General features: G+C 63.6%; 23 protein-coding genes. 11 read left to right on the top strand and 12 right to left on the bottom strand.

Annotation, left to right across the window (positions count from 1 at the left end):
• Positions 1–137: 137 nt before the first annotated feature.
• The 3 genes from galE to NKI06_RS08360 all read left to right on the top strand — a co-directional run bounded on the left by galE (position 138) and on the right by NKI06_RS08360 (position 4,312).
• Positions 138–1,133 (top strand): UDP-glucose 4-epimerase GalE, encoded by a 996-nt coding sequence (gene galE, locus NKI06_RS08370; RefSeq protein ID WP_352858798.1) that lies wholly within the window; start codon positions 138–140, stop codon positions 1,131–1,133.
• 98 nt (positions 1,134–1,231) lie between these two features.
• Positions 1,232–2,482: a D-amino acid dehydrogenase gene (locus NKI06_RS08365; protein ID WP_023715345.1), complete on the top strand. Its 1,251-nt coding sequence runs from the start codon at positions 1,232–1,234 to the stop codon at positions 2,480–2,482.
• 3 nt (positions 2,483–2,485) lie between these two features.
• Entirely contained in the window at positions 2,486–4,312 is a 1,827-nt protein-coding gene (locus NKI06_RS08360; protein WP_352966537.1) for an alanine racemase, read from the top strand.
• On the opposite strand, the gene NKI06_RS08355 is transcribed toward NKI06_RS08360, so the two are convergent.
• The 7 genes from NKI06_RS08355 to NKI06_RS08325 all read right to left on the bottom strand — a co-directional run bounded on the left by NKI06_RS08355 (position 4,313) and on the right by NKI06_RS08325 (position 11,442).
• Positions 4,313–5,689 carry an FGGY-family carbohydrate kinase gene (locus NKI06_RS08355; protein ID WP_352984837.1) on the bottom strand — a complete coding sequence of 459 codons (1,377 nt, stop codon included), beginning with the start codon at positions 5,687–5,689 and terminating at the stop codon, positions 4,313–4,315. It abuts the gene before it with no gap.
• Positions 5,686–6,003, bottom strand: coding sequence for an L-rhamnose mutarotase (gene rhaM, locus NKI06_RS08350; protein WP_352858793.1), 318 nt, complete (start codon positions 6,001–6,003; stop codon positions 5,686–5,688). Before rhaM ends, NKI06_RS08355 begins: the two co-directional genes overlap by 4 nt.
• A complete protein-coding gene (locus NKI06_RS08345) occupies positions 6,003–6,998 on the bottom strand; it encodes an ABC transporter permease (protein WP_352984834.1) in 996 nt (331 codons plus the stop codon). Before NKI06_RS08345 ends, rhaM begins: the two co-directional genes overlap by 1 nt.
• A complete protein-coding gene (locus NKI06_RS08340) occupies positions 6,995–7,972 on the bottom strand; it encodes an ABC transporter permease (protein WP_352984832.1) in 978 nt (325 codons plus the stop codon). Before NKI06_RS08340 ends, NKI06_RS08345 begins: the two co-directional genes overlap by 4 nt.
• Positions 7,969–9,510, bottom strand: coding sequence for a sugar ABC transporter ATP-binding protein (locus NKI06_RS08335; protein ID WP_352984829.1), 1,542 nt, complete (start codon positions 9,508–9,510; stop codon positions 7,969–7,971). The genes NKI06_RS08340 and NKI06_RS08335 overlap by 4 nt, the downstream gene beginning before the upstream one ends.
• An 84-nt stretch (positions 9,511–9,594) precedes the next feature.
• Complete coding sequence (gene rhaS / locus NKI06_RS08330) at positions 9,595–10,590, bottom strand: rhamnose ABC transporter substrate-binding protein (RefSeq protein WP_023669661.1); 996 nt, start codon at positions 10,588–10,590, stop codon at positions 9,595–9,597.
• Positions 10,591–10,638: 48 nt separating this feature from the next.
• On the bottom strand, positions 10,639–11,442 hold the full coding sequence (locus NKI06_RS08325) for a DeoR/GlpR family DNA-binding transcription regulator (protein ID WP_023669662.1): 804 nt from the start codon (positions 11,440–11,442) through the stop codon (positions 10,639–10,641).
• Between the two features lie 183 nt (positions 11,443–11,625).
• Here NKI06_RS08325 and NKI06_RS08320 point away from each other — a divergent pair, with 183 nt between their 5' ends.
• The 3 genes from NKI06_RS08320 (at position 11,626) to ggt (ending at position 17,008) form a co-directional block, all read left to right on the top strand.
• Positions 11,626–13,728 carry a bifunctional rhamnulose-1-phosphate aldolase/short-chain dehydrogenase gene (locus tag NKI06_RS08320; RefSeq protein WP_352984827.1) on the top strand — a complete coding sequence of 701 codons (2,103 nt, stop codon included), beginning with the start codon at positions 11,626–11,628 and terminating at the stop codon, positions 13,726–13,728.
• A gap of 107 nt (positions 13,729–13,835) precedes the next feature.
• The gene (rhaI, locus tag NKI06_RS08315) at positions 13,836–15,128 is read left to right on the top strand and encodes an L-rhamnose catabolism isomerase (RefSeq protein ID WP_352984825.1); all 1,293 of its coding nucleotides are present in this window, start codon (positions 13,836–13,838) and stop codon (positions 15,126–15,128) included.
• A 140-nt stretch (positions 15,129–15,268) separates the two neighbouring features.
• Complete coding sequence (ggt, locus tag NKI06_RS08310; protein WP_352984823.1) at positions 15,269–17,008, top strand: gamma-glutamyltransferase; 1,740 nt, start codon at positions 15,269–15,271, stop codon at positions 17,006–17,008.
• A gap of 17 nt (positions 17,009–17,025) precedes the next feature.
• Here ggt and NKI06_RS08305 read toward each other — a convergent pair whose 3' ends face one another.
• The 3 genes from NKI06_RS08305 to NKI06_RS08295 all read right to left on the bottom strand — a co-directional run bounded on the left by NKI06_RS08305 (position 17,026) and on the right by NKI06_RS08295 (position 20,764).
• Positions 17,026–17,373, bottom strand: coding sequence for a hypothetical protein (locus NKI06_RS08305; RefSeq protein WP_032885862.1), 348 nt, complete (start codon positions 17,371–17,373; stop codon positions 17,026–17,028).
• Between the two features lie 185 nt (positions 17,374–17,558).
• Entirely contained in the window at positions 17,559–18,908 is a 1,350-nt protein-coding gene (locus NKI06_RS08300; RefSeq protein ID WP_023829794.1) for a sigma-54-dependent transcriptional regulator, read from the bottom strand.
• Positions 18,905–20,764: a sensor histidine kinase gene (locus NKI06_RS08295; protein ID WP_352984820.1), complete on the bottom strand. Its 1,860-nt coding sequence runs from the start codon at positions 20,762–20,764 to the stop codon at positions 18,905–18,907. The genes NKI06_RS08300 and NKI06_RS08295 overlap by 4 nt, the downstream gene beginning before the upstream one ends.
• 229 nt (positions 20,765–20,993) lie before the next feature.
• Between NKI06_RS08295 and NKI06_RS08290 the strand changes: the two genes are divergently transcribed.
• Both NKI06_RS08290 and NKI06_RS08285 read left to right on the top strand, forming a co-directional pair.
• Positions 20,994–22,328, top strand: a complete 1,335-nt coding sequence (locus tag NKI06_RS08290; protein WP_023818762.1) for a dicarboxylate/amino acid:cation symporter — start codon at positions 20,994–20,996, stop codon at positions 22,326–22,328.
• Between the two features lie 135 nt (positions 22,329–22,463).
• Positions 22,464–23,045, top strand: coding sequence for a histidine phosphatase family protein (locus tag NKI06_RS08285; protein WP_023711385.1), 582 nt, complete (start codon positions 22,464–22,466; stop codon positions 23,043–23,045).
• A 22-nt stretch (positions 23,046–23,067) separates the two neighbouring features.
• On the opposite strand, the gene NKI06_RS08280 is transcribed toward NKI06_RS08285, so the two are convergent.
• Positions 23,068–23,820, bottom strand: coding sequence for a pseudouridine synthase (locus NKI06_RS08280; protein ID WP_352984928.1), 753 nt, complete (start codon positions 23,818–23,820; stop codon positions 23,068–23,070).
• A gap of 337 nt (positions 23,821–24,157) precedes the next feature.
• On the opposite strand from NKI06_RS08280, the gene NKI06_RS08275 reads away from it, so the two are divergent.
• On the top strand, positions 24,158–24,367 hold the full coding sequence (locus NKI06_RS08275) for a DUF768 domain-containing protein (protein WP_023669673.1): 210 nt from the start codon (positions 24,158–24,160) through the stop codon (positions 24,365–24,367).
• Positions 24,368–24,471: 104 nt separating this feature from the next.
• On the opposite strand, the gene NKI06_RS08270 is transcribed toward NKI06_RS08275, so the two are convergent.
• Entirely contained in the window at positions 24,472–24,930 is a 459-nt protein-coding gene (locus NKI06_RS08270) for a hypothetical protein (protein WP_023669674.1), read from the bottom strand.
• 190 nt (positions 24,931–25,120) lie between these two features.
• On the opposite strand from NKI06_RS08270, the gene NKI06_RS08265 reads away from it, so the two are divergent.
• Both NKI06_RS08265 and NKI06_RS08260 read left to right on the top strand, forming a co-directional pair.
• Positions 25,121–25,384, top strand: coding sequence for a DUF982 domain-containing protein (locus tag NKI06_RS08265; protein ID WP_352914334.1), 264 nt, complete (start codon positions 25,121–25,123; stop codon positions 25,382–25,384).
• 60 nt (positions 25,385–25,444) lie between these two features.
• Entirely contained in the window at positions 25,445–26,044 is a 600-nt protein-coding gene (locus NKI06_RS08260) for an SOS response-associated peptidase (protein WP_352914332.1), read from the top strand.
• Positions 26,045–26,229 lie beyond the last annotated feature (185 nt).

Below are 26,229 nucleotides of genomic sequence, written 5' to 3'. Positions count from 1 at the left end.
TGTCCGTACGATGCCACAGGCCGGTGAGACTGTTACGGATTTAACATTCAGGCGTTTCTAATGGCCTTGCCGCACGCTTTCCAGTAAGGCGGTGATTGAGACAGTTTCCGATAAATCATGAGTAAAAGAGGACACGGATGACGGTTTTGGTAACGGGCGGCGCCGGTTATATCGGCAGCCACATGGTCTGGGAACTGCTGGATGCCGGCGAGAGCGTCGTCGTTCTCGACCGCCTTTCCACCGGCTTCGAATGGGCGGTAGCGCCGGAAGCCAAGCTTGTCGTCGGCGATGTCGCCGATAGGGAATTGGTCGGCCAGATCATCCGGGATAACGAGGTCGACGCGATCATCCACTTCGCCGGTTCCATCGTGGTGCCGGAATCGGTTGCCGACCCGCTCGCCTATTACGAGAATAACACCTCCAAGACCCGCACGCTGATCGAAACCGCGGTGCGCGAGGGCGTGCCGCATTTCATCTTCTCCTCGACCGCCGCCGTCTATGGCGGCGCCGGCCTGGAGCCGGTGCGCGAGGATGCCCGCCTGGCGCCGGAATCGCCCTACGGCCTGTCCAAGCTGATGAGCGAATGGATGCTGCGCGATGCAGCGCTTGCGCATCCCTTGCGCTACACGGCGCTTCGCTACTTCAACGTCGCCGGCGCCGATCCCAGGGGTCGGACGGGGCAGTCGACGCCTGGCGCCACGCATCTGATCAAGGTCGCCTGCGAGACCGCGCTCGGCAAACGCCCCTTCATGCAGGTGTTCGGCACCGATTATCCGACGCCGGACGGCACCTGCATGCGCGATTATATCCATGTCAGCGACCTGGCCGCGGCCCACCGGCTGGCGCTGCAGCGCCTGCGCGCCGGCGGCGGCAGCCTCGTCGCCAATTGCGGCTACAGCCACGGCTATTCGGTGCTCGAGGTCATCGACAGCGTGCGGCGCGCCTTCGGCCGGGATTTCGAGGTCAAGATGGGCGACCGGCGCCCCGGCGACGCCGCCGCCGTGGTTGCCAATTCGGACCTTGCACGCGCCGAACTCGGCTGGACCCCGCAACGCGACGACCTCGACCAGATCGTCGCCGATGCGCTCGCCTGGGAGCGTATCCTCACCGGCAAGAACTCCGCGCGAGGCTGAGCCGGGCACTTCCGAGGGCTCGCAAGGCGCGCGGCGAAGCGCTATTGAAGGCATTGGCGATGCGGCGTGGAGGCGCTGCGCCGCGAAGAGGGGGTGGCATGAAGATAACGGTGCTTGGAGCCGGTGTTGTCGGCACCGCGGCCGCGTATTATCTGGCCGCCGACGGCCATGAGGTCACCGTTATCGAGCGCCATCCGGCGCCGGCGCGCGGCACCAGCCAGTCCAATGCCGGTCTGGTGTCGCCGGGCGACGCCACCGCCTGGGCCTCGCCAGCGGCGCTGAAGACCTTCCTGCGCGCGCTCTGGAACCATGATCTCGGCATCAAGGTCAGGCTGCGCTTCGATCCTTATTTCCTCGCCTGGAGCCTGCGTTTCCTGCGCCAGTGCACCGTGGCCCGGCTGCGCGCCAACAGCCAGGTCAAACTGCGCCTGGCGCTCTATTCGCGCGACTGCATCAACGCGCTCTCCGACGCCACCGGCATCCACTATGACGAGCGCAAGAAGGGCATTCTTTATTTCTTCCGCTCACAGCACAGTCTCGACACCGGCACCGACAACTACCAGTTTCTGGCGAAGCATGGCCTGCCGATCGAGATCGTCGGCCGCGACCGGCTGGTCGAACTTGAGCCCGGGCTCGCCGGAGTGAAGGAAAAGATCGCCGGCGGCGTTTATTCGCCAATCGACCAGACCGGCGATTCCAGGATATTCGTCGATGGGCTGGCCGCCTATGCCGCCGAAAAGCTCGGCGTCAGATTCCTGTTCGACACCACGGTCGAGGGGCTCGACATAGAGGGCGACTGGGTGCGTGCGGTCATGACGTCGGCCGGCCCGGTGACGGGCGACGCCGTCGTCATCGCCATGGGCCCCGAGAGCGGCCTGATCGGCCGCCGCTACGGTATCGACCTGCCCGTCTATCCGGTTAAAGGCTATAGCGCGACCATCCCGCTGGAGGACGAGAGCAAGGGACCGACCATGGGCGGCGCCGACGAGGACCGGCTGGTTGGTTACTCCAGGCTCGGAAACCGCCTGCGCATGTCCTCGACAGCCGAGTTCACCGGCTTCGACCGCAGCTTCAAGCCCAGCGACTTCAAGTCTATGCTGAGCACCGGCAAAGACCTTTTCCCTGGCGCTTTCGACGAGAAGAAGGCGCTGCTTTGGGCGGGCCTGCGACCAATGATGCCGAACTCGGTGCCGGTCATCGGTCAGGCCAAATATCGCAACCTCTATCTCGACACTGGGCATGGCCATGTCGGCTGGACGATGGCCTGCGGCTCGGGCAAGTTCCTGGCCGACCTCGTCGCCGGCCGCAAGCCGGAGATCGACCCCCAAGGGCTGGTCTACGGGAGCTGAGCGATGTCGGGACCGCAAGTCGCTATCGACCTTGGCCGCATCGAGCGCAACGCCCGCACCATCGTCGAACGCTGCGCATTGTCTGATATCAAGGTATTCGGTGTCACCAAGGGCACATGCGGCATGCCGCAGGTGGCGCGGGCCATGCTGCGCGGCGGTGTTGCCGGCATCGCGGAATCGCGTTTTGAGAACATTCGGCGGCTGCGCGACAGCGGCATCAATGCGCCGGTCATGCTGCTGCGCAGCCCGCCCATGGCGCGCGTCGAGGAGGTCGTGCGCACCGTCGACATCAGCCTGCAGTCGGAACTGACCACCATCCGCGAGATATCGCGCATTGCCGAGCGCATGGGCCGCGTCCACGACATCATGCTGATGATCGATCTCGGCGATCTCCGCGAAGGCATCTGGCCAAGCGACCTGATCCCCACCGTCGAACAGATCCTGGAATTCAAGGGCGTGCGCATCGCCGGCATCGGCACCAATCTCGGCTGCTTCGGCGCCATAATGCCGACGCCGGAGAACCTTGGCCAGCTCGTCGCCCATGCCTACAAGACCGAGCGCCTGTCCGGCAAAAGCCTCGACTTCATTTCCGGCGGCGCCTCGTCGTCGCTGACGCTGCTGCTCGAAGGCAAGCTGCCGGTCGGTATCAACAATCTGCGCGTGGGCGAGGCGATCCTGCAAGGTGGCGTCGAAACTTTCCGAGACGTGCCATGGCCGGAACTCGAACCCGATGCCTGCCGGCTGACCAGCGACGTCATCGAGGTCAAGCTCAAGCCGTCGCGGCCGATCGGCACGTCCGGCTACGACGCCTTCGGCAACCAGCCGGTCTTCGCCGACGAGGGCGACCGGCTGCGCGCCATCGCCAATATAGGCCGCGAGGACGTGCTGGTGGAAGGGCTGACGCCGATCGCCAAAGGGGTGAGGGTGCTCGGCGCTTCCAGCGACCATCTGCTGCTCGATGTGCAGGATGCCGATCCGCGACCCACCGTCGGCGACCGCGTCGCCTTCCGCATGAATTATGGCGCCATGCTTCTGGCGATGACCTCGGAATATGTCGAGAAGGCGCCGATGCACGACGTCGCGGATTTCTCCGGCCGCAAGATGGTGTCGATCTCGGCCGAACCGGAAGCCGGCGGGATTATCGCCCGCGAGGGAACCGGCGCGCGGCTGGAGGCAATGAATTTCGACGTGGTCGAACTCGCCGACGTCGAGCGGCCGCCCTCGGGCTTGATCCGGCTCGCTGCCGGCGCCGATCGCCGTATCGCCCACAAGGCGCTGACCGCAACGGCGCGCGCCACGCATTCCTTCGGCTTGATCTGGATCGATTCCATCGCCGCCCTGATGCCCGAGGACGAGGAGGCCGAAGACATGCCTGAAGTCTCGGTGCTGGCCCGCGCGCTCGGTCTCGATCACAAGCCCGGCGCGCTGCAGCCGCAGCTGTCGCCGGAAAATGTCGTCATCGTCGGCCTGCGTCACGCCGATCCTGCCGAGGCGAGGGTGCTCAAGGATTCGCGCGTCTCGGCCTTCACCATGACCGATATCGACGCCATGGGCATGCGCGACCTCATGCATGACGCGATCCGCATCGCGACGTCGGGCACGCAGGGCTTTCACGTCAGCTATTCGCCGACGGCGACCGAATTTGCTGGTTGGGCTGCGGGCTCGGGCGGGCTGACGGTGCGCGAGACACATCAGGCGATGGAGGCGATCGCGCTCTCCGGCGGCCTGCTGTCGATGGATGTTTCCGGACTGACCGCCGGTCTGGAGCCGCGGATTGGCGCCGACGCCGTCAACTTCGTCATGTCGGCCTTTGGCAAGCGGATTTTGTGATCAGCCTTGCGCGTCGACTGCCGCGCGCCACGCGGTGACATAGGCCGCCCAGACCGGGTCGGTCTGCGGTTCAGTTCTCTCGCCCTTGCCGTGTGGCACGGACTGATCCGTTGCCAGCAGCGCCGCGCCGATGCTGGTGCCGGTGGCGGCCTCGGAGGCGATGACGATTCGCGCGGTCGCTGCCGCCAGCATGCCGACAAAGAGGCGGTTGCGGGCAAACGGTCCTTCCACGGTGGTCGGGCCGTCGGCGCCGATCAGCTCAAGGCAGGTCGCCGTCATCAGCGCCAGATAGAAGGAGATGGCGGCGAACCGCTCGCCTTTGCTGATGCCCTCGGCACCAAGCCATGCCGCGGCATGGTGCGGGAACGGTCCTGATCCCTGCTGGGTAGAAGGCAAAAGCAGCATCTTTTTTGTCAGAACGGCCAGCACCTCGCTGCCGCTGCAGTCCTGCGGCTTGTCCTTGGTCAGCTGGGAAAACTCGCGGCCACCCATGAACCGCGCCGAGGGGACGGGAGCGCCAAGCGCGCTGACATTGACCAGCGTGTCGCGCGCAGCATCGAGCGCAATCTCTCTCCGGCCGACCGCCATTGACACCACCCAGGTGCCGGTCGAGACGACCGAGAAGGGCGGCGCGTCGGACAGGAGATGCGGCAGCAGCGAGGCGTTGGAATCGTGCAGTCCGCAGAAAACCGGGGTCTGCGGATCGAGCCCGGTGCGCGCGGCAAGCACCGGCAGGATCGGGCCGAGCTGGCCCCTGGCCGGCCGCACCGGCGCCATCAGCCTGCGCCAATCCAGCCTGTCGACCATCGAGGAAAAGTCCGCCTCCCAAGGGCTCCACAGATCGGTGTGGCAGCCGAGCGAGGTCACCTCGTTGGCGGCAACGCCGGTCAGGCGCAGCGCCCAGTATTGCGGATACATCAGCATCGCGGCGGCCCTGGCGAATTCGGTGGGAAAACGCTTCTCAAGCCAGAAGAATTGCGCACCGAGATTGAGGCCGAGCGGCAGGCGCGGCGTCCCAGTCTCAATGAAGGGCGGACGGATCGCACTATACTCTGTAGCCAGCCTGTCGGGGCCGTCGAACTCATAGTCGAGGACAGGCAGCACCAGTTCGCCCGCTGCGTCGACCAGCACGCCGGTCGCACCATGCGTGGTGATCGAAATCGCGTCGATACGCTGTTCGCGGTTGAGGCTGGCAAGGCTGTTGAGGATGAACCTCCACAGCGACTCGACATCGTGATGCGGGTAGGGCGCTTGCCGCAGCGGCGCGTTCGCCATGCGGCGCAACCCCACTTCGCTCAGCGTGACGAGATCGACCAGCGCGACCTTGGCGTTGGTCTTGCCGATGTCGATGACGGCGATATGGCGCAGCCCACTCATGCCAAATGGAACATTGTTTCCAGGGGGATGGCCACCGGTTGGTTGTCCGGCCTGGTCTCCATGATGTCGGCCATGTGCGCCCACCAGCGCTGCATCACCGGGTGCTTCGGCAGGTCGGCCATGCCATGGTCGTCCCGCCGCCACAGCACGCCGAACAGGATGTTGGTGTCTTCATCGAGATGGATCGAATAATCGGAAACGCCGGCCTCTCTCAGCAGCGCCACCAGCGACGGCCAGATCTCATCGTGGCGCTTTTTGTACTCGGCTTTCATGCCGGGTTTGAGCTGCATCTTGAAGGCGTATTTCTCGGGCATCAGCTGTTACCGCGCAGCCGTCGCCAGACGATCGGCAGCGCGATGACGAAGATCAAGAGCAGGCCGATGAAGATCGACATGACGATGCCGGGCACGTTGAGCAGGCCGAGCCCGAAGGTCACCAGCCCCATGATGAAGGCGGCGAGCACGACGCCAACAATGCTGCCGGAGCCGCCCAGAATGCTGACGCCGCCCAGCACCACCATGGTGATGACCTCAAGCTCATAGCCCTGCGCGATCGACGGCCGCGTCGAGCCGAGCCGCGAGGTGATCAGCACCGAGGCGATGCCGGCCATCAGCCCGGTCAGGCAAAACAGGATGAATTTGATGCGGCCGACGCGAACGCCGGAAAACTGTGCCGCGACCGGATTGTTGCCGATGGCAAAGACACGGCGGCCGAAGCTGGTGCGATGCAGCAGGAACCAGTAGGCGACGGCCGCGATGAGGAAGAGCACCAGTTCGAACGACACCACCCACCAGACATAACCCTGGCCGAAGAAAGCAAAACTCTCGGGATAGCCTTTGTAGGCCTGATCGCCCAGGATGATGAAGGCAATGCCGCGAAACAGGCTCATCGTGCCGATGGTGACGACGATGGAGGGCAGGCCGAGCCTTGTCACCAGGAGCCCGTTGAAGGCGCCGCAACCGAGCCCGACGACGATGCCGATAGCCACCAGCACCGGCGTGTCGGCGCCGGCCTGTACCGCCATGCCCATCATGGTCGAGGCGAGCGCGATGATGGCGGCGACCGACAGGTCGATCTCGCCCGAAATGATCAGCAGCGCCATGGCGAAGGCGATCAGGCCTTTCTCGGTGAAATTGAAGGTCAGGTCCGACAGCGAATAGGCATCGAGGAAATAGGGCGATGCGAAGCTGTTGATGGCGAAGATGGCGACCGCCACGACGACCAGCAGCGCTTCCCAGGAAAAGATCGCTGAAGAGAGCGGCTTGTCGAGCCGGTCGGGAATGTGGCGCGGGGCGGGGGTGTCGGTCATGCCGCCTCCGCCTTCCTCAGAATGATCCGCCCCTGCTGGCGTTCGCCGCGCGCGTTGAGCACGACGGCCAGGATGATGGCGCTGCCTGAAATCGCCATCTGCCAGAAGGGCGAGATGTTGATCACCGGCAGTGCGTTGGAGATGATGCCGAGGAACAGCGCCCCTAACACCGCGCCCCCGACCGAGCCGATGCCGCCGGCAATCGAAATGCCGCCGATGACGCAGGCGGCGATGATATTGAGTTCATAGCCATTGGCGACCTCGACCGAGGCGATGACATAACGAGAAATCCAGAGATAACCGGCGAGCCCGCCGATCATGCCGGAAATGCAGAAGACGATGAATTTGGTTCGGCCGACATCGATGCCGGCATAGACCGACGCCGTCGGGTTGACGCCGATGGCATAGATCGAACGGCCAAGCGCGGTTCGCGTCATCACCACGAAGAACAGCGCGATGACCAGTATGGCGATCCAGGACAGAACCGGAATGCCCAGGAAAGCTGCGCGCTGGAAGCCGATGAAGTCCGGGCTCATCTTGTCGGCATTGACCCAGGCGCCGCCGGAGAGGACGAAGGTGGCGCCGCGATAGATGGTGAGCGTGCCCAATGTCACCACGATCGAAGGGATGTTCAGCCGCCACACCAGCAGGCCGTTGATGGCGCCGAGCACCAGTCCGACGGCCAGCGCAATGACGATCAGCAGCGGGATCTGGATCGCCGGATGCGCGGCGTTCAGCATCGCCACCACCATGCCGGTGAAGCACAGGTTGGAGGCCATCGACAGGTCGATCGAGCGGGTCAGGATGACGACCATCTGTCCCAGCGCCAGGATCATCAGGATCGAGGTGTCGTTGAACACCTGGGCGAGATTGCCGGGGTCGGCAAAGGCCGGGAAGCGCGTCGAGATCAGAGCAATCAAAACGACGATCGCCGCTGCCAGCCAGATCTCGCGGAATTTCAGGAGAGCCTTCATGCCACGATCCCCGCTGCCGTCCGGACCAGCGTTTCGGCGTCCAGCCCCTTATTATCGTAGACCGCCGCAACCAGCCCTTCGCGCATGACGACGACGCGGTCGGACATGCCCAGAATCTCCGGCAGTTCCGACGACACCATGATCACCGACAGGCCCTGCGCGACGAGCTCCGCCATGAAGCCGTGCACGGCGGCCTTGGAGCCGATGTCGATGCCCTTGGTCGGCTCGTCCAGGATGATCACCTTGGGCGCTGTCGCCAGCCATTTGGCGATGACGATCTTCTGCTGGTTGCCGCCCGACAGCGTGCCGACATCCTGGCTCAGCGACGAGGCGCGCAGGTCTAGCCGCTCGGTGTAGGAGCGGGCGAGCGCGAATTCTTCCGACAATCGCAGCAGGCCGGATTTGGAGGTGCGCTTGAGCGAAGGCAGCGAGACATTCTGGAAGATCGGCAGGCCGATCACCACGCCCTGCTTGCCGCGTTCCTCCGGCACGTAGACGATGCCGGCTTCGATGGAATCCGCCGCCGATTTCGGCGTGATCACCTTACCTTCCAGCGTTATCGTGCCGCCCGATATGCCGGTGATGCCTGAAATCGCCTGCATCACCTCTGACCGCCCGGCGCCGACCAGGCCATAGAAACCGAGGATCTCGCCCTTGTGCAGTTCGAAGCCGATGTCGTTGAATTCGGTCGGGTGCGAAAGGCCAGCGACCGACAGCACCGGCGCGCCGATCTCGGCCTTGCGTTGCGGAAAGATGTGATCGACCGAGCGGCCGACCATCATGCGCACGATCTGGCTCTGGCCGGTATCCTTGATAAGGCCCTCGCCAACCATCTCGCCGTCGCGGAACACGGTGTAGCGATCGGCGATCCGATAGATCTCGTCGAACTTGTGGCTGATGAACAGGATCGCCTTGCCTTCCTCCTTGAGGAATTCGATCAGCAGGAAAAGCTCCTCGATCTCCTTCATCGAAAGGGCTGCGGTCGGCTCATCCATGATGACGATCTGCGCATCGATCGACATCGCGCGAGCAACCGCTACCAGATGCTTGTTGGCGATGCCGAGGTCTTTCAGCCGCGCATCGGCGTCGATATGGCCGGCATGCATGGTGTCGAGCACTTCGCGCGCGTGTTTTCGCATGGTGCGCCAGTCGATGGTGCCTAGCCGCGTGCGCGGCGCATGGCCGAGAAAAATGTTTTCGGCGACGCTCAGATCGTCGAACAGCACGGTTTCCTGATGAATGGCGGTGACGCCGTGGCCGAAGGCGGCATGCGCGCTGGGCAGGGTGACGGCCTGGCCGTCAATGCTGATCGTGCCCGCGTCCGGCTGGTAGATGCCGGTCATGATCTTGACCAGCGTCGACTTGCCGGCGCCGTTTTCACCGATCAGCGCCGTAACCTGGCCGGGGTAAAGCGACAGGCTGACATTGTGCAGCGCGCGCACGCCGGGAAAGCTTTTGGAGACGCCGGACAGCGTCAGGCGCGGGGCAGGACCCGTGGGCTCCTCCTTCGCAATGCCGTGCTGGGCTGTCGTGTCCATATCCGTATCAAGCCCTGAAACAAGGTCCGTTTAAAGTCGCGGCGGGATTTTGGTCCCGCCGCGCTTGGTCCGAGACGTCCGAGATCAATAGATCTTGGAGAACTTTTCGATGTTGGACTTGTCGAACTGGAAGGGCGGAGCCATCGCAGCCGAGTTGCTGTCATCGAGCGTGACCTTGCCGACGCGGCCGATCGACAGCGTTGCGCCCGGCTTTGCCTCTTCCTTCTTCACCGCCAGATCATGAGCGAGGTAGACGGCGGAGTAGCCGAGGTCGATCGGATTCCAGAGGGCAACCGCCTGGCTGGAACCGTTGTCGATGAACTTCTTGAACTCCGACGGCAGCGCGAGACCGGTGACATTGACCTTGCCGATCAGGTTCGCGTCGGTGACGACCTGGGCAGCGGCAACAACGCCGACGGTGGTCGGCGCGATGATCGCCTTGAGGTTCGGATAGGATTTCAGCAGGCCCTTGGCTTCGTCGGTGCTCTTGGCCGAATCGTCATCGCCGTAGACGGTGGCGACGAGTTTGATCTTGGGGAATTTTTCCGGCAGGATTTTCTTGGCCGCGTCGATCCAGGCGTTCTGGTTGGTCGCGGTCGACGAAGCCGACAGAATGGCGACTTCGCCGCCTTCCGGCAGATAGTCGGCGGCAAGCTTGATGATGGTCTCGCCGATCAGGCCGGTGTCGGACGGGTTGAGGTGCAGCTGGCGGCCTTCCTTGGCGACGCCCGAATCCCACGAGATGACGGTGATGCCGCGCTCCATCGCCTTCTTCAGCACCGGCACCAGCGCGTCGGCGTCATTGGCCGAAATCGCAATGGCGTTGACCTTCTGCGCGATCAGCGAATTGACCACTTCGATCTGCGCTTCGGCGGTCGCCTTGGTCGGGCCGGTGTAGATGATGTCGACATCGCCGAGTTCCTTGGCCGCCTCTTCGGCACCCTTGTTGGCGGCGTCGAAGAAGCCGTTGCCGAGCGACTTCACCACCAGCGCGATCTTGACGTTCTCGGCATAGGCGGCATTCACGAACATGGCGGCCGAGAACGCGGCCGTCACCATCAATTTCTTCAGAAAGCTCATCGTATTTCCTCCCTTGAGCGTTGCATTCCATCGTCGCTGCGGCTGGTCTCAGGCCTGCAGCGAGGATTCTTCCTTTGCCGACTTGCGGGCGACGATCAGCGTCACACCCGCGGCCTCCAGCATGTTGGCTTCGCGATCCTCGATGCCGTCATCGGTGATGACGGTGGCGATGCGCTTGAGCCCGCACAGGATCAGGCTCGAGCGCTGGCGGAATTTCGATGAGTCGACCAGCACCACCAGTTCGTCGGCCTGGTCGATCAGTTTCTGCTCCGCCTGGATCAGCAGCGGGTCGCCTTCCATCAGGCCAAGCGGCCCGAGCCCTTGAGCGCCCATGAACATGCGGCGCGCGTAGAAATTACGCGTCACGTCATTGTCGAAGGGCGAGAGGATGATGTTCTGCTCGCGGTAGATGGTGCCGCCCGACAGCATGACGGTGTTCTTCGAATGCTTGAGCAGGTGCTCGGCGATGGGGAACGAATTGGTGAAGATCGGCATGCGGCGTCCGGTCAGGAAATGCACCATCTGGAAGGTGGTGGTGCCGCCATTGATGATGATCGGTTCGCCGTCCTTGCACAGCTCCACCGCTTCGCGCGCAATCGCGCGCTTCTGCGAAGCGTTAAGCGTTTCGTTGACGGAAAAGGGCCGGCCGGCGAGGCCGATGAACTGCGGTGGCGAGATCGCCTCGGCGCCGCCACGCACGCGACGCAGGCGCTTTTGCACATGAAGAGCCGCGATATCGCGCCGGATCGTCGCCTCGGAGGAGTCCGTCAGGTCGACCATCTCCTGCACCGTCACCACAGGCTTTTCCTGGACGGCGGACAGAATGATCCTGTGGCGCTCTTTTTCGTGCATGGTTCCTCCCTGCATGGTCATGAGGCACTAGAAAACCACCAGTGTCAATCATTTCCGCTCATATAATTTCATTGTGCAGTGCAATATGATCGATCTTGATCGTTTATGATTGACAACCGAGATGCTTGCGTAGACATTTCCGGCAAAATGGACCGCGCCTTTTGCGTCCCAGGGAGGATAATCATGCTCGACAAGCGCTCCGGCTCGCGCCTTGCCAACCTTTGGGACGATGCGAAAGCCAAGGGGCTGGGCGAGCCTGAGCTTCTGGTCTATCGCTCCAACACGCTCGGCTCCGACAAGCGTGTCACCAATTATGGCGGCGGCAACACCTCGTCCAAGATCCGGCAGAAGGACCCGCTCTCCGGCGCCGAAGTCGAAGTGCTATGGGTCAAGGGCTCGGGCGGCGACAGCGCCTCGATCAAGCTGGACGGTTTCGCCACGCTCTACATGGACAAACTGCAGGCGCTGAAAGGCCTTTATCGCGGCGTCGCGCATGAGGACGAGATGGTGGGCTATCTTCCCCACTGCACCTTCAATCTCAACCCGCGCGCGGCCTCGATCGACACGCCGCTGCACGCCTATGTGCCGAAGCCGTTCGTCGATCACATGCATCCCGATGCCATTATCGCGATTGCCGCGGCCAAGGGTTCCAAGGCGTTGACCAAGGAGATCTTCGGTGACGCCATCGGCTGGCTGCCGTGGAAGCGGCCGGGCTTCGAACTTGGCCTCTGGCTGGAGAAATTCTGCGTCGAACACCCCGAGGCCAAGGGCGTCATCCTCGAAAGCCACGGCTTGTTCACCTGGGGCGACACACCCAAGGAGTGCTATGAGACGACGATCTCGGTCATCAACCAGGCGATCGAGTGGTTCGAGCGCCGCTCCGAGGGTCTCGCCATCTTCGGCGGCGAAGTCGTCAAATCGCTCGACGCCGCTGAGCGCCGCGCCATCGCGGCGAGACTGATGCCGAGGATTCGCGGCCTGATTTCGGAGAAGAGCCACAAGCTCGGCCATTTCGACGATTCCGCCGCCGTGCTCGAATTCGTCAACTCCAGGGATTTGCGCCCGCTGGCGGCGCTCGGCACTTCATGCCCGGATCATTTCCTGCGCACAAAAATTCGCCCGCTGGTTATCGAGTTCGACCCAGCGAAGCCCGACGTCGAAGCCGTTATCGCCCGACTCGCCGACGATATTGCTGAGTACCGTGTCGGCTACCAGGCCTATTACGACAGCTGCAAGCATCCGGACTCGCCCCCGATCCGTGACCCCAACGCCGTGGTCTACCTGATGCCCGGCGTCGGCATGTTCACCTTCGCCGGCGACAAGGCCACCGCCCGCATCTCTGGCGAATTCTACGTCAACGCCATCAACGTCATGCGCGGCGCCTCGACCGTTTCGTCCTATGTCGGCCTGCCGGCGCAGGAGGCCTTCGACATCGAATACTGGCTGCTCGAGGATTTGAAGCTGCAGCGCATGCCGAAGCCGAAGTCGCTCGCGGGCCAGATCGCGCTGGTCACCGGCGGCGCCGGCGGCATCGGCCGCGCCACCGCCAGCCGGCTGCTGCGCGAAGGCGCCTGCGTGGTGCTGGCCGATATCGACGAGGCCGCACTTGCCAGCGCCAATGACGAACTGGCGAAAGCCTATGGCAAGGACTTCGTCCGGCCGGTGCTGATCAACGTCACCGCGGAGGAGCAGGTGATTTCCGGCTTCGCCCAGACAGCCGTCGAGTTCGGCGGCATTGATATTCTCGTCTCCAACGCAGGCCTCGCCTCCTCGGCGCCGATCGAGGAGACGACGCTGGCGCTGTGGAACAAGAACATGGACATATTGTCGACCGGCTATTTCCTGGTCTCGCGCGAAGCCTTCCGGCTGTTTCGCGCCCAGAAGATCGGCGGCAATGTCGTCTTCGTCGCCTCCAAGAACGGCCTTGCCGCGTCACCCAACGCCGCCGCCTATTGCACCGCCAAGGCCGCCGAAATCCATCTCGCCCGCTGCCTCGCGCTGGAAGGCGCGGAAGCCCAGATCCGGGTCAACGTCGTCAATCCGGACGCCGTGCTGCGCGGTTCGAAGATCTGGACCGGCGAGTGGAAGGAACAGCGCGCCGCCGCCTACAAGATGTCGACCGACGATCTGGAAGAACACTACCGCTCGCGCTCGATGCTGAAGCGCTCGGTGTTTCCGGAAGACATTGCCGAAGCGATTTATTTCCTGGCGTCCGACATGTCGGCCAAATCCACCGGCAACATCATCAACGTCGACGCCGGCAACGCGCAGAGCTTTGCGCGCTGAGTTAAGGGCGGAGCGCTTCTCTTCTCCCCGTCACTATACGGGGAGAAGGTGGCCCGAAGGGCCGGATGAGGGGCAGCGCTGACTGAACGCATTGGGAGGAATAGCACTTGTCCGAAACCATCATCGCCGCCGATCTCGTCTCCAGCCACAACGCCGCCCGCAAAGCCGACCTCGAACGCGACTACGCTTCGCTCGGCGAACGCCTCGACCGCCGCGGCATCGCCATCGACGCCATCCGCGACAAGGTCGAGAAATTCGCCGTCGCCATTCCGTCCTGGGGCGTCGGCACCGGCGGCACACGCTTTGCCCGCTTTCCCGGCGCCGGCGAGCCCCGCGATATCTTCGACAAGATCGAGGATTGCGCCGTCATCAGCCAGCTGACACAGGCTACACCGACCGTTTCGCTGCACATCCCGTGGGACAAGGCCGATCCGAACCGGCTGAAGCAGGCGGCCTCGCGCTTCGGCCTCGGCTTCGACGCCATGAATTCCAACACCTTCTCGGACGCCAGGGACCAGAAGCTCTCCTACAAATTCGGCTCGCTGTCGCATGCCGATGCCGGCACGCGCCGCCAGGCGGTCGAGCACAATCTGGAATGCATCGAGATCGGCAAGACGCTGGGGTCCAGGGCGCTAACAGTGTGGATCGGCGACGGCTCGAATTTCCCCGGCCAGGTCAATTTCGCCAAAGCCTTCGAGCGCTATCTCGACGCGATGAAGGAGATCTATGCCGGACTGCCCGCCGACTGGAAACTGTTCACCGAACACAAAATGTACGAGCCGGCTTTCTACTCCACGGTCGTGCAGGACTGGGGCACCAACTACCTCATATCCAAGGAGCTGGGCGACAAGGCGTACTGCCTGGTCGACCTCGGCCACCATGCGCCCAACGTCAACATCGAGATGATCGTGTCGCGGCTGATCCAGTTCAAGAAACTCGGCGGCTTCCACTTCAACGATTCCAAATATGGCGACGACGATCTCGATGCCGGCTCGATCGATCCCTATCGGCTGTTCCTGGTCTTCAACGAATTGGTCCATGCCGAGCTGTCCGGCGCCGAGGGTTTCGATCCCGCCCACATGCTCGACCAGAGCCACAACGTCACCGATCCGATCGAAAGCCTGATGCTGTCGGCGGTCGAGGTGCAGCGCGCCTATGCGCAGGCGCTGCTGGTCGACCGCAAGGCGCTCGAGGGTTTCCAAGACGGCAATGATGCGCTGATGGCGACGCAGACGCTGAAAGCTGCCTACCGCACCGATGTCGAGCCGATCCTTGCCATGGCGCGGCTGAACACAGGCGGCGCCATCGATCCAGTCGCCGCATATCGCGCGGCGGGCTACCGGGCGAAGGTCGCGGCGGAACGGCCGGCGGTTGTGAGCGGTTCAGGCGGGATTGTTTGAGATTGGCTAATCTCCACCACAGGGGGGAGATCAGCTTGCCTCCGCCGGCAGGCGAACACCAATATATGTTCGCTCATATTGATGATGGACTCGGCCGCTCCATGTAGGTCTTCTAGGCACACTGCACTTGGAGCACCGCCATGCCCTTGACCCGCCGGACGCTGATTGGCGTCACCCTTTCGCTCGCAATTGCGCTCGCGCCATCCGGCGCGCTCCATGCCGCCTCGCCTCAACCGGCGAAGGGCGAGCACGGCATGGTCGTCACCGCCCAGCATCTGGCGTCGGAAGTCGGCGTCGAGGTGCTGAAGAAGGGCGGCAACGCTGTCGATGCGGCGGTCGCGGTCGGTTATGCGCTCGCCGTCGTCTACCCCAATGCCGGCAATATCGGCGGTGGCGGGTTCATGACCATCCGCTTCAAGGACGGCAAATCGACCTTCCTCGATTTCCGCGAGCGCGCGCCGCTGGCGGCAACCAAGACCATGTATCTCGACAAGGACGGCAATCCGGTGAAGGGCGCCAGCCTTGATGGCTACCTTGCGGTCGGCGTACCGGGTTCCGTGGCAGGGTTCGAGATGGCTCGTGAAAAATATGGCACGCTGCCACGCCAGGATTTGATGGCGCCGGCAATTGCCTATGCCAAGGATGGCTTCATCCTCGACCAGGGCGACGCTGCTTCATTCGCAAGCAATGCCGCACGGCTGGCGAAGGACCCTGCCGCCGCCGCCATCTTCCTGAAGCCGGACGGCAAACCCTATGGCGCCGGCGAGCGTCTCCTCCAGCGCGATCTTGCAGCCTCGCTCGCCGCCATCTCCGAAAAAGGCGCCGACGCCTTCTACAAAGGCGCCATCGCCGGCGCCATCGTCAAGGCGAGCGGCGCCAGGGGCGGCATTCTGGCCAAGGCAGACTTCGAGCAATATAAGGTACGCGAGCTGCAACCGGTGAGCTGCACCTATCGCGGTTACGAGATCGTCTCTTCGCCCCCGCCAAGCTCGGGCGGCGTCATCATCTGCGAAATCCTCAACGTGCTGGAGGGCTACCCGCTGTCCTATCTTGGCGCCGGCTCGGCCGAGACGGTGCACGTCATGGTCGAGGCGATGCGCTACGCCTATGTGGACCGCAACTCGGCGCTCGGCGATCCCGATTTCGTCGACAATCCGGTCTCGAAACTGCTCGACAAGGGTTACGCCAAGGAGATCCGCGACAAGATCGACCCGTTCCGCGCCGGCGTCTCGCAGGATTTGATGCCGAAGGGCTTCGGCGAGTCGAAGGAAACGACGCACTATTCGATCATCGACGATGACGGCAATGCGGTCGCGATCACCTATACGCTGAACGGCTCGTTCGGCGCCGGCGTGGTCGCGGACGGCACCGGCATCCTGCTCAACAACGAGATGGATGATTTCACCCAGAAGCCTGGCGTGCCCAACCTCTACGGTCTCGTGCAGGGAGAGGCCAATGCTATCCAGCCGAAGAAGACGCCGCTGTCATCGATGAGCCCGACCATCGTCGCCAAGGACGGCAAGCCGTTCATGGTTATCGGCAGCCCCGGCGGCTCGCGCATCATCACCATCACGCTGGAAGCCATCGTCAACGTCATCGACCACGGCATGAACATCCAGGAGGCGATCGACGCATCGCGCATCCACCATCAATGGCTGCCCGACACGATCTATGTCGAACCGTTCGGCCTGTCGCCCGACACTGAAAAACTGCTGGCCGGCATGGGCTACCACCTCGATCTCGCGGATTCTACCTGGGGTCAGGCGGCCGGCATTCTTGTCGGCGGCAAGAGCCTGGCGGAAATCGAGAAGGGCGGCGGCGCCCGCTACAACGGCGCCATCGACAGCCGCGCCGCATCCGGCGAGGCGATTGGCTACTGATCAAAACAAGAGATTGATCAGAGGACGAGCGTAAGCGTCGACCCGACGAGCATCAGCGCCGCGATCACGACGAACGCCGCGTAGATGCGGGGACGGTCGAGGAGCAGCGCATTGCCCGATATCCAGGCCGCGGTTGCGCCGCCAAGCGCAAACAGGAAGCCGTTCCGGTGACCAAAGGTCATGGAAGCGGCCATCAGCCCGCCAATGATCAGCGCGCCGAAGACGATGATCACGGCAACGGCGTATTTCTCGAAGTCATTGCCGCCGCCCATGGCCGGGCCGATCGCGTTCAAATTCGTCAGATCGTCCGGATCGAACGGATTGGTCGATCCATATTCATCTTGACCGACAGGTTCTCGCATCATTCATTCTCCGCTGACCGGCAACAAATCATCAACATCTGCCGAGCGCAACCGGATCGCGCCGTGCCGAAGGCCGCCGATGCGGTCTTCAACACTTTCTGATGCCGACTTGCCACGGTTTTTTTGCGCCGGTTCACAAAATCTACCCTGCTTTCGGGTCCACACGCCTGAATTACCTGGAAAATGAATTACCTGGAAAAATCGCTGCGCACGATGCCGTGCCGCTGCAGCTTGTCGTAGAAGGTCTTGCGCGGAATGCCGAGCGCTTCAATCGTGCGCCGGACATCGCCGTCATTGCGGCCAAGCGCCTCGCGGATGACATTGGCTTCATAGCGTTCCAGCCGTTCCGGCAGTGAGCTGGCGTCATCCGGCTCCGCCGGGGCGGAAGGTGGCGCTTGCGCCGCTTCCTCCAGTCCAAGCACGAAACGCTCGGCGAAATGCGCGAGTTCACGCACATTGCCCGGCCAGTCGTGCTGGCTCAGATGGCGGTGCACTGAGGCAGGCACGGCTGGCATTTGCCGGCGGAAGCGGGCGGCTGCACGCTCGGCGAAGTAGAAGAACAGCAGGGCGACGTCGTCGCGGCGTTCGCGCAGCGGCGGGATCGAGATCGTCACCACATTGAGCCGGTAGTAGAGATCCTCGCGGAAGGCGCCGCGCCGGCTGGCATCGCCGAGATCGACCTTGGCGGCGGCGACGACGCGCAGGTCGACCGGCCGGATTTCATTGGTACCGAGCGGCGTCACCTCGCGCATTTCCAGCACCCGCAGCATCTGCACCTGGGTCGAGGCCGGCATGCTTTCGATCTCGTCGAGAAACAGCGTGCCGCCGCTCGAATGCTCGATGCGGCCGATGCGCTTCTTCTGTGCGCCGGTGAAGGCGCCGGCCTCATGGCCGAACAGTTCGCTTTCGATCACCGTATCCGGCAGCGTGCCGCAATTCAGCGCCACGAAATTGCCCTTGGCGCGGCGGCTCCAGCGATGCAGCAGGCCCGCCACCACCTCCTTGCCGGAGCCGGTCTCGCCAGTCACCAGCACGTCGACATCGGTGTCTGCGATTTGCCGCAGCGTGCGGCGCAGCCGCTCCATCGCCGGCGTCTGCCCGATCAGCGGCAGGCCGTCCTGCGCCTGTTCGGCGCTTTCGCGCAAGGCGCGGTTCTCCATCACCAGCCGGCGCTTTTCCGCCGCCCGTGCCACACTTTGCGCCAGCCGGTCGGCGGCGAAAGGCTTGGTGATGAAGTCGTAGGCGCCATCCTTGATCGCCTTGACCGCAACCGCGATGTCGCCATGCCCGGTGACCAGGATTACCGGAATGTCGGCATCAAGCTGGAAGACGCGGTCGAAGAGCTGCAGGCCGTCAATGCCGGGCATGCGGATGTCGGACACCACCACGCCGGGAAAATTGGCGTCGAGCCCGGCCAGCGCCTCGTTCGCCACCGCAAAGGCCGAGACGGAAAAACCAGCGAGTTCCAGCGTCTGCCGCGTGGCCCTCAGCAATTCGCTGTCGTCGTCGATCAATACGACCGGTGCGGTGTCCATCATGCTGCCCTGGCGAGGTGAATGGTAAAGCGCGTGCCGGCCTGGTCGCTCGCCACCTCGATGCGTCCGCCATAGTCGGCGACGATGTCTTGCGAGATGACGAGGCCGAGCCCGAGGCCTTTTTCCTTCGAGGTGTTGAACGGCGTGAACAATGACTTGAGGATGGCAGGCGAAATGCCCGGCCCATTGTCGGCGACGGCAAGCGCCACGCCTTCGGCCGTCTCCTGGGCCGAAACCTCCACCCTGGCGCCGTCGCGGCCGTCCAGCGCTTCCAGCGCATTCTGGAACAGGTTGATCAGCACCTGTTCGAGCCGCAGCCGGTTGCCCATCACCTTGAGCGTTACCGGCGGCAGCGTGATATCGAGTGCGTCCAGCCGACCGGCAAAGCGGCTTCTGAGCAGCACCACGGCGCCCTCGATGACGCCGCGCAGTTCGACCGGTTCGGCTGCCGTGCGCCCCTTGCGGGCAAAGACCTTCAACTCTTCGGTGATGCCGCCGATGCGCTCGGTCAGCGCGGCAATCGCGCCAAGGTTCTCCTCGGCCGAGGCGGTCTGCTTGCGCTCCAGGAACACACGCGCATTGTCGGCATAGGCGCGGATCGTTGCCACCGGCTGGTTGATCTCATGCGCGACGCCGGCGGCAACCTGGCCGAGGGTAGCAAGACGGTTGGCCTGCACCAGTTCCTGCTGCATGACCTGAAGCTTGGCTTCGGTGCTGCGGTGATCGGTGATCTCGGCCTGCAGCCGGTCGCGAGCCAGGCTGAGGTCATGCGTACGCTCGACGACGCGGCGCTCGAGCTCGATGCGCGCTGCCTGTTCGGCTGCGATGCGCATCTGCGCCGACTGACGGCGCCACAGGAGATAGCCGGCCAGCGCCAGCAACGGCACCACGACGCCCAGCGCCAGCAGCCGCATCTCACGCACCGCAGCCGCGATCGGCCCTTCGACCGGCACGAGATAATCGAGCCGCCATGGCGTCGATTGGACCAGTGTCGAAAGCCTGAGATATTCGGCATCGCTGCCGCCCGGTGTTATCGCATGCACCATCGACACGTCAGGGCTCAATGCCTCGGGGCGTGTGATCGGCAAGGGGATCAGCGGCGCGTTGCCGAATTGCTGGCTGCTCCGGATGGCGGCAGCCACCGGGCCGGCCAGCGGCGCGGTGGTCATGAAGCGCCAGGACGGCACGCTGGTGATCAGCACGACGCCGTGGTCGTCGCTGACATAGGCCGGCCGGTTGGCCTCATGCCAGTCGGCTTCAAGCTGGTCGAATTCCATCTTGACGACGACGACGCCGAGCGGCGCCGCCGCATTGCCGACGCGACGCGAAATATAGAGGCCCGGGCGCTTGCTGATGTTGCCCAGCGCAAAATATTCGGCCGTTCCGGATTGCATGGCGCCGGAGAAATAGGCGCGGAAACCATAGTCGTTGCCGACGAAGCTGGTTGTTTCGCGCCAGTTGCTGGAGGCGATCGCAAACCCGTCGACGCCGGTGACGTAAAGCACCGAAGCCTTGGTGCCGGAGACCAGCCCTTCGAGCTTGCGGTTGAGCACGTCGATCGTGACAGCGCCCTTGTTCTGCAGGGCGTCATGCACCTGCTGGTCCTCGGACAAGAGCAGCGGCAGCGCCCGCGGGCTTTCCAGCACGGCGCGCAGCAACGCTACCTTCAGATTGGCATCGGTGCGGCCTTGCGCCGCCAGTGCCGCGACCTCGGCGCGGCGCGCGTAGAGGCCGGCGCCGGTGAGCGCCGTGGCAACGATCACCAGCGCGATCGCCGCAAACAGCAGCCAGGCGCGACGCGCGCGTTTGCCGAGTTGCTCGGGCGTCGGCGACAGGACCGCGGCAGGGCGTTGCAGCATTCCCTATTTGTGCATGATTTCGCACAAAGCACAATTCAATCATGCGGATGTCCGCACTTGCGTTGAGCGGCAGCAGCCTCGATCGGACGAATACTCAACAAAATCAATGGCCGCGGTATGCCGCACAGTCTGGCACGGCAGTTGCAGTGACCAACACAGCAGTCGCAAGGCTGCGGAAACAACTGCCCCGGGAGGTCGAGCTTTCGATCGGGGCGCCATGGAGGACGTCATGCAGCCAGCATTCGCTGCCGCCGAACCGCGCGGCAAGCTACCCTTTTACCGTCATCTCTACGTGCAGGTCCTGACGGCGATCGCCGCCGGCGTGCTGCTCGGTCATTTCTATCCCGAACTCGGTGCTTCGCTGAAGCCGCTCGGCGATGCCTTCATCAAGCTGGTCAAGATGGTGATCGCGCCGGTCATCTTCCTGACGGTGACCACCGGCATTGCCGGCGTCTCCGACCTGAAAAAGGTTGGCCGCGTCGCCGGCAAGGCGATGATCTACTTCCTGGTCTTTTCGACGCTGGCGCTCGTCGTCGGTCTGGTCGTCTCCAACGTCGTCCAACCGGGCGCCGGCATGCACATCAATGCGGCGACGCTCGATCCCTCGAAGGTCGCCACCTTCACCGAGAAGGCGCATGACACGACCATCGTCGGCTTCCTGCTCAACATCATCCCCGACACCATCACCGGCGCCTTCGCGCAAGGCGACATCCTGCAGGTGCTGTTCTTCTCGGTGCTGTTCGGCATCTCCCTCGCTCTGGTCGGCGAGCGCGGCCGCCCGGTCGTCGATTTCCTGCAGGCGCTGACCTCGCCTATCTTCCGCCTGGTCGCCATCCTGATGAAGGCCGCCCCCATCGGCGCCTTCGGCGCCATGGCCTTCACCGTCGGTAAATACGGCATCGGTGCGATTGCCAACCTCGCCTTTCTGATCGGCACCTTCTACCTGACGTCGCTGCTCTTCGTGCTGGTCGTGCTCGGCGCTGTCGCTTGGTACAACGGCTTCTCGATCCTCGCCTTGATCCGCTACATCAAGGAAGAGCTGCTGCTGGTGCTCGGCACCTCGTCCTCGGAAGCCGCTCTTCCCGGCCTGATGGCCAAGATGGAGCGCGCCGGCTGCAACCGCTCGGTGGTCGGCCTGGTCATCCCGACCGGCTACTCCTTCAACCTCGACGGCACCAACATCTACATGACGCTGGCGGCGCTGTTCATCGCCCAGGCGACCGACACGCCGCTCACCTATGGCGACCAGATTCTGCTGCTGCTGGTTGCCATGCTGAGCTCCAAGGGTGCCGCCGGCATCACCGGCGCCGGCTTTATCACGCTGGCCGCCACGCTCTCTGTCGTGCCTACGGTACCCGTTGCCGGCATGGCGCTGATCCTAGGGGTCGACCGCTTCATGTCGGAATGCCGGGCGCTGACCAACTTCGTCGGCAATGCAGTGGCGACGATTGTTGTGGCGCGCTGGGAAGGCGAACTCGACCAGACCAAGTTCGCCGCCGCCATGGCCGGCACATTGTCCGAGGAAGCCGACCTGGCGCTGTCGGGCGATCTGCAGCCCGCCTGACCGCTCCGGGCACTGACGTTTGAGCACAAGGCCGCAGCCGATTCGGTTGCGGCCTTTCCTTTTCCGCCTGCACGTGGCTGGCGCTGGCCGGGCCCTCCCGGGTAGGGTGCGGACGTAAAACCGAAAGGCCGGCGCATGAGCAATCCGTACCCCGAAATCTACCTCGTCCGTCACGGCGAGACGGAGTGGAGCGCTTCGGGAAAACACACCGGCCGCACCGACATACCGTTGACGGCAAAGGGCGAGGCGGCAGCTCGCGGCGTGGCGGACCGGCTCAAGGATCTGTCCTTCCAGGCGGTGTGGTCGAGCCCGTCGCAGCGAGCCTTCAGCACCTGCACGCTTGCCGGCTTCGGCGCTGCTGCCGTCAAGAAGGACGACCTGCAGGAATGGGACTATGGCGCCTATGAGGGCGTTAAGACCAAGGAGATTCTTGTGCAGCGCCCCGGCTGGCAATTGTTCCGTGACGGCTGTCCCGACGGCGAGTCGGTAGCGGATGTTGGTGCCAGGGCCGACAGGATCATCGCCGGGCTGCGGGCAATCGAGGGCAATGTGCTGGTGTTTTCAAGCTCGCATTTCCTGCGCGTGCTGGCCGCGCGCTGGCTCGGTCTGCCACCCGAAGGCGGTGCGCACTTCGTGCTTGATACCGCGAGCCTCAGCATCCTCGGCTATGAGCACGATCTGAGCGAGCCGGTGATACGCAGGTGGAACCAGAAGTAGGGTTTCGGGGCAAGCCTGCCTCCTAACGCGCGAGCACCGCCAATTCCTCCGATGTCAGATGCCGCGCCTTGCCCTTGGCGAGCTCGCCGAGCTGCAAACCGCCGATCGCCACCCGAACCAGCCTCAGCACCTCGATGTCGAATGCCCCGAGCAGGCGGCGGATCTGGCGATTGCGGCCCTCGTCGAGCACGATTTCCAGCCAGGCAGTGCGGCCGCCGCTGCGCAGCAGTTCGATCGAACTTGCGGTCAGCAGTTCGCCGTCGACGATCGCTCCGTCGCGAAAGCGCGCCAGCATCGCTTCGTCGGGCGCGGTGCCGATCTGGACATGATAGGTCTTGGCGACATGCGAGGCCGGATCGAGCAGGCGGTTGGCCCAGCGCGTGTCGTTGGTCATCAGCAACAGGCCTTCGGTGGCCTTGTCGAGGCGGCCGACCGGCGACACGAAAGGCAACTCCAGTTCCACCAGGCAGTCATAGACGGTGCCACGATCCTGCGGGTCATCGCGCGTGGTGACCTGTCCGCGCGGCTTATTGATCATCAGGTAGACTTTTGCCTTGCCGACGATCTGCTCGCCGTCGACAGCGATGCGGTCGCGGCCGAGATCGACACGCAGCGACGGATCGCGCACCACCTTGCCGCCAACCTGCACGCGCCCTTCGGCGATCAGCAGCTCGGCCTGCTTGCGCGAATACAGGCCGAGTTTGGAAAGCGCCCGGTTCAGGCTGACGCCTGCGCTCGGGGCCTGGTGTTGGGCGATGTCTGGTGGCCGTGCCATGTCCTGCTTGCCATCCCAATGATCGGCATCGACAAATGCCACGCCCCGCATTGGCTTCGCAACCTGCCGCGGCACCAACATCACGGGTCGCGGGAGCGGGGCTGTTCTCAAATACGATGTGTCAGGGGGTCGGGCTCAACAGCCGGCCAGGGAACGCTGCCCCGCGACGGACGTTGTTGCCGACGAGCGATTTGTCGCGAAAGGCACCGCCATGAAGAAAATCTACCAAAAACCGACGCTCGTGAAGCGAGGCAGGCTCACCAGCCTGACGGCTCAGATCGTCGCTTCTGGGGTCATTCTGGGTGAATAATCCCCAGATAACGGAAGGGATAAATCGATGAGCGAGCGCGGCGTTGATTTCCTGCAGGGCTGGATCCACGAGCACCTGCCGGGCGAACTGCCTGCCGACAAGGCAACGGCTCGAACCCTAACCACGCGAGCTGCCCTGGATGCTCGGCATTTAGGCCTTGAGGTCAGCGAGATCGAAGAGGATCTCGGTCCGCTGGAACGGGTGATTTTCGAGGCGCTGGATCAGCCCGATATCTGAGCCCCGACATCTGAGCCCCCGATATGAGGCCATTGCAGGCGATATTGGCCCATCGCCATCTTGGCGGGGGGCTTTTCCGTGATGGCATCCGTGGGTGCGCAGCCCTAGGCAGCCCGCGCAGCTGACGCTCCCCGTGCCGGCGGCAATTCGAACACAGTGGCGCCGTTCTCTCGGCCGCGTTCGACATAACCGATGACACGGAACCATTTGCCGACGTCGGCCCGCTGCAGCCAGCTGCGCGAGTGGATGGGAAGGTTGCCGGCCAGCGCCTGAATGTGGCGGATGTGGCGCCTGCAGAAGCGGACCGTCGCGGCGCTGAAGAAACCCTCCTGCGCGGCAAACAGCGTGTCGGCGGCGTCGCTGTTCTCGTGCCAGGCGACGATCGCCACCGTCTTGTCGCCCTCGACCAGCGCGTGCGCTCGGCCTTCCTTCAAATTCATCATCAGATTGTCGTAGGCGACCTTGCTGTCCTTGCCGGCGGCCACATACTCGTCCGACATCCGCGTGGACAGATCACGGAAGACACTTTCGAGATCGCCGATCGTAGCTGCGCGTGCTCGCATTTCTCCTCCTGCAGCCCCGGCAGGCAGTTTGCCCCAGGGAGAGGGGATCACCAAGCAAATCAAATCCGCCATTTGGCCGATGCGCGCAAAGTGATTTCAGAAGGCGGGTTTATTGCGTTGGCAAATCGCTCCTGTGGAACCGAACTTGCCTCCCCCGAATTGACTCGCGATCGCGTTCGGGAGGGGAAGCATGCAAGATCAGCATTTCGATGAGCCGGTTCGCGTGGCGCTCGGCAGGTCCAGAAACACGATCTACAAGGTGGAGCGTGTCGCGCAGGCCGCTGACATCCTCATGGATCGATGGCCCGTGAAGACAGGCGGCTATCACGTCGCCGCCCGCAAAGCCTGCCTTGGCGTTCTGGAAGGCCTTCAAGAGGCGCGCTATGCCCGCGCCGCCTTCGTCAACGCGGCGATCGAGGCCGATATACTGGTCGAGCGCGACCGCGAGGGTTGAGCGGTCCATCGCCTCTTTGTTTGGCGTGGGGTAAACTGGCAGACCGGTCGGGAGCCTTCCATGTGCAACGACTATGAGCAGCATATTCTCTGGGCTGAATATTGCCGGATGCTGGAGTCGCTGGCACTCGAGATCCCGACCCATCAGACCGAACTTGACCTGCCGCGGGTTGATGACATCCATATCAACGATCCAGCCCCGATCATGCGCGCGGCCGGCGACACTGGCGTTGTTGAACTGACGTCGATGACGTTTGGATTTCCGCCGGCCGGCCCGAAAGGCGGACCAGTGTTCAACTTCCGCTCCGAAGGCCGGCAATTCGCCGGCAGCAAACGCTGCCTCGTGCCGGCATCCGCCTTCTTCGAGTTCACGGGCACGAAGTATCCGAAGGCAAAGCATCGCTTCACGCTCAACAGCTCGCCGTTCATGGCCATCGCAGGGCTTTGGCGTGAAGCTGCCGGCAACAAGCCGCCAACCTTCACCATGCTGACAACCGAGCCTGGACCGGATATTGCGCCCTATCACAGTCGGCAGGTCGTGGTGCTTCGGCCCGGCGATTGGGCGGCTTGGCTCAGTCTGACGAAGCCGGAAGCCGAACTGCTGCAGCCGCTTCCAGCCGGCTCGCTGCGCGTGGAGACCGTGCGCCCCGAAAGTTCATAACTCGGTTGCGCAGGCTTGCCGGCACAGCCGGCAGGCCGAAATCAGGAAGCCGTCGGTGCGGCGCCAGGAAGTCAAAGCCCTTGATGTTCAGTGCCCTTCCCGAGAGATGGGTGACAGTTCATTCCGGAGACATGGGTTACACTTTCGGCCCTTTGCAAGGAGAGCAAGGTGCCTTGGAAGGAGTG

The organism is Mesorhizobium sp. M0772 (assembly GCF_040320135.1).
In the GTDB taxonomy this organism is placed as follows: Bacteria; Pseudomonadota; Alphaproteobacteria; order Rhizobiales; family Rhizobiaceae; genus Mesorhizobium.
The sequence above is the reverse complement of the archived record's forward strand: the minus strand, read 5'-3'. Positions and strand labels throughout refer to the sequence as shown.

Coding starts and splice junctions, on each gene's coding strand:
- NKI06_RS08365 (WP_023715345.1), top strand. CDS start 1,232: ATGAAGATAACGGTGCTTGGAGCCGGTGTTGTCGGCACCGCGGCCGCG.
- NKI06_RS08325 (WP_023669662.1), bottom strand. CDS start 11,442: ATGCACGAAAAAGAGCGCCACAGGATCATTCTGTCCGCCGTCCAGGAA.
- rhaS (WP_023669661.1), bottom strand. CDS start 10,590: ATGAGCTTTCTGAAGAAATTGATGGTGACGGCCGCGTTCTCGGCCGCC.
- NKI06_RS08280 (WP_352984928.1), bottom strand. CDS start 23,820: ATGGCACGGCCACCAGACATCGCCCAACACCAGGCCCCGAGCGCAGGC.
- NKI06_RS08360 (WP_352966537.1), top strand. CDS start 2,486: ATGTCGGGACCGCAAGTCGCTATCGACCTTGGCCGCATCGAGCGCAAC.
- NKI06_RS08320 (WP_352984827.1), top strand. CDS start 11,626: ATGCTCGACAAGCGCTCCGGCTCGCGCCTTGCCAACCTTTGGGACGAT.
- NKI06_RS08355 (WP_352984837.1), bottom strand. CDS start 5,689: ATGAGTGGGCTGCGCCATATCGCCGTCATCGACATCGGCAAGACCAAC.
- rhaM (WP_352858793.1), bottom strand. CDS start 6,003: ATGCCCGAGAAATACGCCTTCAAGATGCAGCTCAAACCCGGCATGAAA.
- NKI06_RS08295 (WP_352984820.1), bottom strand. CDS start 20,764: ATGCTGCAACGCCCTGCCGCGGTCCTGTCGCCGACGCCCGAGCAACTC.
- NKI06_RS08290 (WP_023818762.1), top strand. CDS start 20,994: ATGCAGCCAGCATTCGCTGCCGCCGAACCGCGCGGCAAGCTACCCTTT.
- galE (WP_352858798.1), top strand. CDS start 138: ATGACGGTTTTGGTAACGGGCGGCGCCGGTTATATCGGCAGCCACATG.
- NKI06_RS08265 (WP_352914334.1), top strand. CDS start 25,121: ATGCAAGATCAGCATTTCGATGAGCCGGTTCGCGTGGCGCTCGGCAGG.
- NKI06_RS08275 (WP_023669673.1), top strand. CDS start 24,158: ATGAGCGAGCGCGGCGTTGATTTCCTGCAGGGCTGGATCCACGAGCAC.
- NKI06_RS08270 (WP_023669674.1), bottom strand. CDS start 24,930: ATGCGAGCACGCGCAGCTACGATCGGCGATCTCGAAAGTGTCTTCCGT.
- NKI06_RS08260 (WP_352914332.1), top strand. CDS start 25,445: ATGTGCAACGACTATGAGCAGCATATTCTCTGGGCTGAATATTGCCGG.
- NKI06_RS08285 (WP_023711385.1), top strand. CDS start 22,464: ATGAGCAATCCGTACCCCGAAATCTACCTCGTCCGTCACGGCGAGACG.
- NKI06_RS08305 (WP_032885862.1), bottom strand. CDS start 17,373: ATGATGCGAGAACCTGTCGGTCAAGATGAATATGGATCGACCAATCCG.
- NKI06_RS08335 (WP_352984829.1), bottom strand. CDS start 9,510: ATGGACACGACAGCCCAGCACGGCATTGCGAAGGAGGAGCCCACGGGT.
- NKI06_RS08340 (WP_352984832.1), bottom strand. CDS start 7,972: ATGAAGGCTCTCCTGAAATTCCGCGAGATCTGGCTGGCAGCGGCGATC.
- ggt (WP_352984823.1), top strand. CDS start 15,269: ATGCCCTTGACCCGCCGGACGCTGATTGGCGTCACCCTTTCGCTCGCA.
- NKI06_RS08300 (WP_023829794.1), bottom strand. CDS start 18,908: ATGATGGACACCGCACCGGTCGTATTGATCGACGACGACAGCGAATTG.
- NKI06_RS08345 (WP_352984834.1), bottom strand. CDS start 6,998: ATGACCGACACCCCCGCCCCGCGCCACATTCCCGACCGGCTCGACAAG.